The following is a 9,196-nucleotide window of genomic DNA, read 5'->3' as shown; positions in this document are numbered from 1 at the left end:
GTCGGAAGCAGGAACCCGCCGAGACGACTGCGCAAGGAGCCATCCATGCGCAGCGTGGTAGGAATCTCCGGCCTTCAGGCCGGGGAGGATGTCAAGATTCCCGTTTGCGACAGCTTCAGCCCCTTTCTCAAAGGGAGAGAGGAGTTGAGGCGATGCACAGCCCGACTGGGAATGCTCCTCTTGGCTCAATTGGCTGATGAACCAGAATCCAGCCCCTGGAGTTGCTCCCACTGGGCGGGGGTAAAGGTGCGCAGGGCTAAAGCATGTAGGCGGCCATCCTGCAGGTAAGCTTTCAGGGCCTCATTCACCAGCCGGTGCTGTTTGATCAGGGGCAAGCCCTGGAATTGTTCCGCCACCACGATGGCCTGGAAATGATGGCCATCGCCGACAGTGTCTTCCACCTGCACCCTTGCGCCGGGTAGGGCAGCCCGTACCAATGCCTCAATTTCTCGTGGATCCATGCGCTGTTGTTCCCGTTGTCTCGTCGCGTCAGCGTTGCGGAGCAATAGTGTGTCCAAGCTCGAGATCCCGCCTTGGATCTCGACCTGCTCATTTACCCTAGACGGTTCCGGGGCAAAACGGGATCCCTTCCGGCCCACTGCAGGCGGTGGCCAGGCTGGGATGGCTCAGCACCAAGACCTCGGTGATGGGACCGCGTTTGTGGCCCTGGGCGTTGATGGCACGGCTGGCAGAGATGGTCTGGATGGGGTAATCCCGGTACAGTTCCCGCACAAAGGGGCAATCGGAATTGGAGAGCAGCACCTGCACGCCTCGGTCGGCCAATGTTCCAAACACTTCTTGCAGGCGGATCTGTTCCGCTTCGCCGAAGGCAAACCGGCTGTAGGCTGTGAAGCTACTGCTGGCAGAAAGGGGATAGTAAGGGGGATCCAAATAGACGAAATCTCCGGGTTCGGCCCGTTCTAGCACCTGCCAAAACGGCTGCACCGCGATCTCCACGCCTTGTAAAACCCGTGCCACAGCCCGTAGGTTCTCCGCGTCGCAAATGCGGGGATTGCGGTAACGGCCCAAAGGAACATTGAACTCTCCCCGCGAGTTCTCCCGGTAGAGGCCGTTGAAACAGGTTTTGTTCAAGTACAGCAGGCGGGCAGCCCGTTGCGCCGGATCTTCAAATCGAGCCGCGCGGATGGTGTAGTAATAATCCCGGCTGTGGTGGGCTTGGTGGTGGCTGAGCAGGGCGATAAGCTCCTCCACGTGATCCCGCACGCAGCGATACACATTCACCAGCTCAGGGTTGATATCCGACAAAACAAAGTGTCGAGAACCCGATGGGATCCCTTGGGCCAGATGAAAAAAGACCGCTCCACCCCCCAAAAAGGGCTCGTGATAGGTGTTCCAGGCGCGAGGGAAAAAGGGTTCGTATTGGCTGAGCAGTTGCCCTTTTCCCCCTGCCCATTTTAGGAAGGGACGCGCTTTAACGGCTGGCTCCGCTGGGGTGGGTTCGCAGGAGTCGGGTACAGGGTTCCAGAGTTCTTCCCGCCGCAGAGCACGCCTATGTCCAAGAGAACAAGGGTGGGTCATCGTTGGTTCAGTGATCTGGATTTTCTTCCAGCAGCTTTTCTAGCGTCTCGATCCAATGCTCCAGCTCCTCCAGCGCCTGCAACACTCCCCCTGGGTCGCTCAGATCTGCCTGCAGCAGCTGGGTGGTTTCTTCCAAAGTCAGGGATCCGGGCCGGCTGGCCAACCAACGGAGGTAGTGGGGCAGAAAGTTGCGCGGAGAACTGTGATAGCGGCGGTGACAGGCCAAGGCCACCAGGCTGGCAAGGCTAGCCTGATAGGCACTAAAGGGGTGGAGAAACAGCTCCGGCATCCCCACCCAGTAAAACTGGTGTTCCGGCAACAGTTCCACCGCATCTCCGCACAGCTCTTGACACAGCTTCAACCACTCTTCGCTCACCCAAAGAGGATAGGTTGCCACATTTTCCCATGCGGGGAGCCCCGACCGATAGAGAATCAGCTCCAGCCGACTGATCAAGCTCTGGTAAAACACCGCCTGCAACTGGGCTTCCAAATGGTGTATCAACAGGGCCTGGGCCAACTGGAGGCTGCCGGAGCGTTCCCGCCAGCGCTGCGGAGCAGTTTGCCCCTCTGGGTCGTAAAGAGCAGGCCTGCCCATGCGAGGGGATCCCACTGCTGAGGCAACCAGGTGATCCAGGAGTATTTGCTGCAAAAAGACGGTGTGAGCCTGCACCCCCCACGCTCGCGGCAGCAGTGCGGAACTCCCCTGCATCTCCTCCAGATCCAGCCAAACTTGGGGATCCTCAGGCCGGAGCCGCTGGCTGATGATAGCAAGAACCTTCAACAGGAGCTCGCTCCCGCCGGATCCCGTTTCTCCCGACCTGGGCGAGAACTCCGTTTCGCCGGGGCGAAAGGCTGCGCCCGCTGCGCGATTGGGCTTGTCTGCCTCGATTGCCGAGCCGACTTCTAGCAGCCAGGGTTTGGCCTGGGCCGCACACTCGGGGCAGAAGTCCTGCAGGGCTGCCCAGATTAGAGAGGTGGCCTCAGCAGAGGTCAGGGGCGGCACGGGATCCCCCCAGGGCGCATGCAGATCGCAGATGCGAATGGAACGTCCCATTGTTCTGCTTTTGAGGCGGTAATAGTGCTGGAACAGGTCAAACCGATCGCGGATCCCTTCCAATAGGTTCTCCAAAAAGGTCTGAGTCAGGCCCTGGCGGGCCAGATACAGCTCGGCAGCAGAGTCATAGCCCCGCCATTGGGCCTCCCACAGGTGGTCGCGGATCAGGGTGCTGAGGATAAACCCACCCAGATCTGCATGGGCCTCCAGGTGTTGGCCCAGCCGCTGATAGGCAGCCCAACGGATTTCGGCGCTGGCGTGGGTTGGTAAGCTCTGTTCGCGCCAGTGGGACGGAGTTCCTAGCTGGACAAGGGTGTGATCTGGGAGCGCGGCAGGCGAGTTCAGGGTCACTTGCCACAACTGCCGCCAAGCTAACCTTCCTGTTGGGTACTGTTGGTGGAGCAGGCACTCCAGAGGCTCCGGTTGTTGGTGACCCCGCTGCTGCAGGAGGCGACACAAAAACTGGCGAAAGGGGCGCAGCTCCGGCTCGGCACAAGCAGCGGCCAAGGGATCCGAGGGCCGATCCTCTCGCTCCTGCGGCGTCTCAGCTGCGGGTTCGCCGAGGGGAACGGCGGTCAGGGATTGCAGTTCCAGGGGGAAAAACAACAGCTGGCTCTGCAGGGAGATGACCCGCTCCAGATCCCTCCAGCTGGGGTCTGCCTTCGTCCAGGCCATCTCTGGTTCGGCCTCAGCCGGGATCGCTGTTGGAAGGCTGCTGCTCTCGCAACCCTCGGCAAGATGGGCTGCCAGGGCGAGCGCCTGCGTCAGCTCCGACAACTCCTGCAGCGCCACCGCCAGCTCTGGCGGGCTGAGCTGGACCACCTGCCCCCGGTAGCGCTGGGCAAACTGCTGCACCTGCTCCTCCAGTTCATTCCAGGTTAGGGCGCGCTTTTTCCCAGAGCCAGAGAAACGCTCGAAAGGGGGTTCAGCAGCAGGAAAGACCACCGGCATCAGCCTCCTAGAGATGGGGTCGTCCCTCTGTTGGCTTGTCGGCAGAGGGGTGTGCCCGCCTTTTGACCTCTGCCAAAGGGCAAATGGCTGGGGAAATCTGGGTTGGAGGTGCAGGCTGCGATCAGAGGGATCCGGATCCCTGCTATCCCCCCCTGGGGGTTCCCATCCTGGTCAGAACATAGCCTCACCGCTGCTGTGCTGCGCAAAGGCGGCAGCAACAGCCAACCCAAGCCTGAGCCATTCGGCAAGCTCGGATCCGGGATCCCGCATTCATTAAAGACTGCGACTGCGAAAACCGACGTGCCTCCTTTGGGGCAGGAAAAACCTGAGATGATTGTGACATTCTCCTTGGGCAAATGCAGCCGGCAGCGTGGGGATCCCAATTTCGGCCAGGATACGTGTTGGGACAGAATAGGCCTGCGGCCACTTGTGCAAAGGGTAAAAGAACTATCCGAGGGAGGTGACTGCATTGTTTGCCCAAGTCACTGCTGCCGCTCTGCTGGGACTCCGGGCCGTGCAGGTTACGGTGGAGGTGGATGTGGGCGGTGGCTTGCCCCAGATCACCTTGGTGGGACTGCCCGATACTGCCGTTCAGGAGGCCAAAGAGCGAGTGCGGGCGGCGATCAAGAACTCCGGCTTTGCTTTACCCCAGCGGCGGATCATCGTCAACTTGGCCCCTGCCGATCTGCGCAAAGAGGGCCCCAGCTTCGATCTGCCCATTGCCATCGGGATCTTGGCGGCCTCCGGGGTGATCGAGGGGGAAGCGCTGGCCAACACCCTGATGGTGGGGGAATTGGCCCTAGACGGCACCCTACGCCCGGTGGCCGGGGTTCTGCCTATTGCCGCCAGCGCTGCCGAGATGGGGATCCGCCGCCTGGTGGTACCCCAGGAAAATGGGCCGGAAGGAGCGGTGGTGCAAGGGATCCAAGTGTATGGGCTGCCCTCCTTGGCGGCGGTGGTGGGCTGGCTGCAAAACCCAGAGGGAGTTGAGCCGGTGCGGATCCAGCCAGAACAGATGTTGCCAACCGAAACGGAACCCCTGCTGGATTTGGCCGATGTGAAGGGGCAAGAACATGCCCGGCGGGCTCTGGAGATCGCGGCAGCCGGCGGGCACAACCTGTTGCTGGTGGGCAGCCCGGGAGCGGGCAAGACCATGCTGGCGCGGCGACTGCCCGGCATTCTGCCCCAGCTGCAGTGGGAAGAGATGTTGGAGATCACCCGCATCTACTCGGCAGCCGGCCTGTTGCGGCAAAACCTGCACCTGGGACGCCAGACCCCCCTGATCACCCAGCGGCCCTTTCGCGCTCCCCACCATTCGGCTTCGGCAGTGGCGCTGGTGGGTGGCGGCCCCTACCCCAAGCCCGGGGAAATCTCGCTGGCCCACCATGGCATCCTCTACCTGGATGAGCTGACGGAATTCCGGCGGGAGGTGCTGGAGGTGCTGCGCCAACCCCTGGAAGATGGCAAAGTCACCATCTCCCGCGCCCGCGTTTCCCTGGAGTTTCCCGCCCAAACCACCCTGGTGGCCTCCACCAACCCCTGTCCCTGCGGCTTCTACGGGGATCCCGTTCACCCCTGCACCTGTACGCCGCAACAGCGGGAGCGCTACTGGTCCAAGCTCTCCGGCCCGCTGCTGGATCGCATCGACCTGCAGGTGCGGGTCAACCGCCTTAAGCCGGAAGAAATTGTCCGCGCCCAGGGCGGCGAATCTTCCCAAGCGGTGCAGCGGCGGGTGGAGCGGGCACGACAACGACAGCGGCAGCGCTTTCAAAACGAGCCTGGGATCCACTGCAACGCCCAGATGCAATCCCGCCACCTGCGGCAGTGGTGTGCCCTGTCGGATCCCTGTCGCACCCTTTTGGAGAACGCCATCCAAAAGCTGGGCCTGTCTGCGCGGGGGAGCGACCGCATCCTCAAGGTGGCCCGCACCATCGCCGATCTCGAGGGCGCGGAGGCCATTGCCCCCACCCACATTGCCGAAGCGATTCAATACCGCAGCCTGGATCGCGCTCGGCTGTAGAGCTCAAGCGCTCGGCGCCGCTGACGCGACCACCCCCAGCCCCTCTCCCAGATAGGGTTTCCCTCACTGCCAGAGCTCCGGCCTGCCCTACGGGATCCCACCCCCTGTTTTGTCGGGAAAAAGCTGTCCCCCCTGCACCTGAAGGATTTGGGCGGCTTTGAGCCAGCCGGCGTCAAAGGATCCCAGGTGGGTGGTGGTAACCAAGGTTTGCACGCGCTCCTGAATGGCTTCCAAGAGTTGGTTTTGCCGGTGCAGATCCAGCTCTGCCAGCACATCGTCCAACAGCAGCAAGGGCGGATCCCTGACCACCTGCTCGATCAGCTCCAGCTCCGCCAATTTCAGAGCCAAAACCAGAGTGCGCTGCTGGCCTTGGGATCCATAGGCGCGGGCGGCAACTCCGTTAATGCACAGCTCCACTTCATCCCGATGGGGGCCCACCAGAGAGCTGCCCAGGGAGTGTTCGGCGGCGGCTTTGGCGCGGATCTCGGCCAAAAACTGGGCTTGGATCACTTCGGGGCTGGCCTGGGGATCCGGCAGGGGCACTTGGGGTCGATAGGTAAGGGTCAGGGTTTCCCGTCCACCGCTAATGACCCGGTGCCAGTGAGCAGCCAAAGGCTCCAGCCGTTGCAGCAGCCGGGCGCGGCGGCGCATAATTCGGCTACCGGTGGTGGCCAGTTGGGCATCCCAGAAGGCCATCTGCGAGAACTGAACGCCAGCAGCCGCTTGCGTTAGCGGGACAGAGTCCTTGGGATCCTGCTTCAAAAGGGCGTTGCGCTGCCTGAGGATCTGGCGATATTGCTCCACCAGGCCGAGATAAACCGGCTCCAGTTGCAGCAACACCCCGTCCAACCAATGGCGCCGCGTCTCCGGAGCGCCCCGCACCAGCTCCAGATCCAGGCTGGAGAACACCACGGCATTCACCTGTCCCAAAAAGTCCGCCTGGCGGCGCAGCACCTGCCCGTCCACCTTCAGGGATCGCCTGCCGCTGCTGCGCAGCTCCATCACCAGCTCGTGGGCCACCCCCAGCCGTTCCACCGTGGCGGCAATCCGCGCCTGCTGTTCTTCTTGATGCACCAGCTCCCGATCCCGAGCGGCCCGCCGCGAGCGCAAGGTGGCCAACAGCTCCACCGCTTCCAGCAGGTTGGTCTTACCCTGGGCGTTCTCCCCCACCAGGATGGTTTTGGGCGCGTCGAAGGGGATCCCTTGCTCCCGGTAGTTGCGAAAGTGGCGCAGGTGCAGGAAACGCAGGTACACCAAGGGAGATGTAAAGACGCGATCAGTCAGTATTCGAGAAGAACAGCCCCCGCTCTGGGGGCTTTCACTTTAACCCAACTGCAGCAGGGGCAAGAGAAGGTAGAGGGGTTAACCCCGAAGACTCAGCCAGCAGGGATCCCTTCTATCCCCAGTTCCGGGTAGGCCAGATCAGCGCCTGGTCAGGGTAGTCATCCCCCCGAGGCGCTCAGCCGCCAACAGGTGTAGGGCAGCGCGGGCGGAGTAGCGGGCAGCTTTGCTACGGCTGTAGTCGGCGAAGGTGTAGCTGCTGGGATCCGTACTTACGTCGCCCAACAGGTTCTGCACTTGATTCTGCAGGTCAGAGACGCTGCCGGAGTTGATGTTGGCGAAGGCCATCTCCGCTTGCAGCCGGCTGAGGTACTCCTGAGCCCGGAAAGGGGCCTCGAAGAAGGAACGGCCAGGGCGGCCCATGAAACCCAGCTCCGCTTCGTAGAGAACTTTGGCTGCTTTGGCTAAGTTTTCCGCTGCTTTGGCCTGCTCGCGGGCGGCGAAGAAATTCCCTGCCTCAATTGAGGCTTGGGCGTTGGTGAAACTCTCCTGGCCGTGTTCCAAAAGGCGGGCAGCCTCTGGGGAAGACCCCCGCTGAGAGAGGAAGCTGGCTTCGGCCAGGTGTCGCTGCGCCTTAGCCAGATCGCGGCTGGCTCGCTCAAGATCCCACGGGCGCTGCCAAGTTGGCTGTACCTGAAGGGGAGCTGTGGCTTTAGGAGCAGAGCGTCTGCCCCGCTGGGCTTGCGCCGGGGATCCCAGCACCAGGGGGGTGAGCAGAACCAAAATCGGCAGAGAACAACCCAGAGCGCGAGCAAAAGAGGAACGAATCGTCATTGGTCATAGACTCCAATCGACAGGACAAGCCGGTTTGGGTTATCGCGGCTCATCTTGAGAATGGCGGAGAAAAATGACGTGAAGATGACAAGGGCAGCTCTACCGTAAATATCGATCCCTCTCCCACTTGGCTGGCCACTCGCAGGGATCCCCGATGGGCGGTGACGATCTGCTGGGCCAAGGCCAGGCCCAGACCGAACCCACCCGTATGGCGAGCACGGGTTTCATCCACCCGGTAAAACCGCTCAAACAGATGGGGCAGATGCTCGGGGGGAATGCCAATGCCTGTATCCTTGACGTGGAGGTAAGCGCGCTGGCGCTGGCTTTCCAGGCTCACCTGCACTGTGCCGCCTGCAGGGGTGTACTGCAGGGCATTGCGCAGTAGGTTCTCGATGGCCTGCCGCAGCAGGGCAGCGTTCCCCCGCACAAGCCAACCCCCAGAAAGATCCGTCTCAGGCAGGTGGCATTGCCAGTGAAGGCCAAGGGCCTCAGCTTGGGGGCGGTATTGCTCGCTCAGCTCCTGCAACAGCGCTCGCAAATTCAGAAGCGGCAGATCCTCCAGGGGCAGGGATCCCTGCTGGCGGGCCAACTGCAGCAAGGTATCGATCAGCACGCTGAGGCGGCGGGCACCGCTCACCACCTTTTCCAGGCGAGGTTGAGCTTGTTCCGGGGCCAGCAGAGCCATTTGAGCATTGCTCATCAGGGCGGCCAGGGGGGCGCGCAACTCGTGGGAAGCATCGGCAGTGAAGCGTTGCAACTGCTCGTAGGAGCGACGAATCGGCTGCATCGCCAGCCCCCCCAAGATCCAGCCGGCCCCGCCGATCAACGCCAGCGTCAGCGGGATCCCGATCCCCAACCCCCAGCGCAAGCGACCCAGGGTAAGTTGCAGCGGTTCCAGGGGCACCGCCAGTTGCAAGTAGCCCAGTAGCTTTTCCTCCTGCTGCACCGGCAGCGTGAGCTGGCGCAACAGTAAGCCGCTCTCTCCTTCCACCGTTTGGAAACCCAGTTGGAGATGGTGAGGCGGGCCATCCAAGTCAAACAGCTCCAGAGGAGGCCGGGATCCCGTGTACTGGCGCAGGGATCCCAAGCTTTCCCTTCCGGTGCCGGGAGCAGGATCGAACCAGCGCACATAGGCCAAGTGATGGTCGAGGGGTTGGGTTTTCCCCCCCAAAAAGGGCACCTCGTTCAACACCAACCGCCACTGCCCCTGGCGCAGCTCGTACTTAATGGCTGCCGCCATGATCCCGGCCTGAACCTGCAGCTCCTCGTCAAAAGCCTGCAACTGGTTCTCCACTTCCAAGCGGTAGAAGACGGCGGCAAACACCAGCAGGATCCCCCCCATGACCCCGGCAAAGCTGCGGGCCAAGCGACGGCGGCTGTGGTGAAACACCAGGGATCCCGTCCCTCTTGTCGCAGCCTTCTGCCCCAGGTGCGGCTGAAGGGGGTGTGCCAGGGAAACCCAGTTCCAGCCCAGCCATGGGAGAGAATGCTTGTGTTCAGCTCTTTTCACCTCCATC

At 62.1% G+C, this 9,196-nt stretch carries 7 protein-coding genes; 1 reads left to right on the top strand and 6 read right to left on the bottom strand.

Features of this window, described 5'->3' with window-relative positions; all coding sequences use genetic code 11:
* Positions 1–185: 185 nt before the first annotated feature.
* The 3 genes from ACVWXW_RS11540 to ACVWXW_RS11530 form a co-directional block, all read right to left on the bottom strand.
* Positions 186–461 (bottom strand): BolA family protein, encoded by a 276-nt coding sequence (locus tag ACVWXW_RS11540; protein ID WP_011434256.1) that lies wholly within the window; start codon positions 459–461, stop codon positions 186–188.
* Positions 462–558: 97 nt separating this feature from the next.
* Positions 559–1,539: a DNA adenine methylase gene (locus ACVWXW_RS11535; RefSeq protein WP_457403918.1), complete on the bottom strand. Its 981-nt coding sequence runs from the start codon at positions 1,537–1,539 to the stop codon at positions 559–561.
* A 7-nt stretch (positions 1,540–1,546) separates the two neighbouring features.
* A complete protein-coding gene (locus ACVWXW_RS11530; protein ID WP_457403916.1) occupies positions 1,547–3,544 on the bottom strand; it encodes a peptidase M3 in 1,998 nt (665 codons plus the stop codon).
* A gap of 469 nt (positions 3,545–4,013) precedes the next feature.
* Between ACVWXW_RS11530 and ACVWXW_RS11525 the strand changes: the two genes are divergently transcribed.
* Entirely contained in the window at positions 4,014–5,564 is a 1,551-nt protein-coding gene (locus ACVWXW_RS11525; RefSeq protein ID WP_457403919.1) for a YifB family Mg chelatase-like AAA ATPase, read from the top strand.
* An 87-nt stretch (positions 5,565–5,651) separates the two neighbouring features.
* Here ACVWXW_RS11525 and recF read toward each other — a convergent pair whose 3' ends face one another.
* The 3 genes from recF to ACVWXW_RS11510 all read right to left on the bottom strand — a co-directional run bounded on the left by recF (position 5,652) and on the right by ACVWXW_RS11510 (position 9,195).
* The gene (gene recF, locus ACVWXW_RS11520) at positions 5,652–6,818 is read right to left on the bottom strand and encodes a DNA replication/repair protein RecF (protein WP_457403914.1); all 1,167 of its coding nucleotides are present in this window, start codon (positions 6,816–6,818) and stop codon (positions 5,652–5,654) included.
* 168 nt (positions 6,819–6,986) lie between these two features.
* Positions 6,987–7,679: a DNA-binding protein gene (locus ACVWXW_RS11515; protein WP_457403913.1), complete on the bottom strand. Its 693-nt coding sequence runs from the start codon at positions 7,677–7,679 to the stop codon at positions 6,987–6,989.
* Between the two features lie 49 nt (positions 7,680–7,728).
* A complete protein-coding gene (locus ACVWXW_RS11510; protein ID WP_414374970.1) occupies positions 7,729–9,195 on the bottom strand; it encodes a sensor histidine kinase in 1,467 nt (488 codons plus the stop codon).
* Position 9,196 lies beyond the last annotated feature (1 nt).

The sequence above is a fragment of the Thermostichus sp. MS-CIW-30 genome (assembly GCF_054058015.1).
This window is presented reverse-complemented; position numbering and strand designations above follow the sequence as displayed.

What these genes read in the sequence shown, in the direction of transcription:
- ACVWXW_RS11540 (WP_011434256.1), bottom strand. Translation starts at nt 461, where the DNA reads ATGGATCCACGAGAAATTGAGGCATTGGTACGGGCTGCCCTACCCGGC.
- ACVWXW_RS11535 (WP_457403918.1), bottom strand. Translation starts at nt 1,539, where the DNA reads ATGACCCACCCTTGTTCTCTTGGACATAGGCGTGCTCTGCGGCGGGAA.
- ACVWXW_RS11530 (WP_457403916.1), bottom strand. Translation starts at nt 3,544, where the DNA reads ATGCCGGTGGTCTTTCCTGCTGCTGAACCCCCTTTCGAGCGTTTCTCT.
- ACVWXW_RS11515 (WP_457403913.1), bottom strand. Translation starts at nt 7,679, where the DNA reads ATGACGATTCGTTCCTCTTTTGCTCGCGCTCTGGGTTGTTCTCTGCCG.
- ACVWXW_RS11510 (WP_414374970.1), bottom strand. Translation starts at nt 9,195, where the DNA reads ATGGAGGTGAAAAGAGCTGAACACAAGCATTCTCTCCCATGGCTGGGC.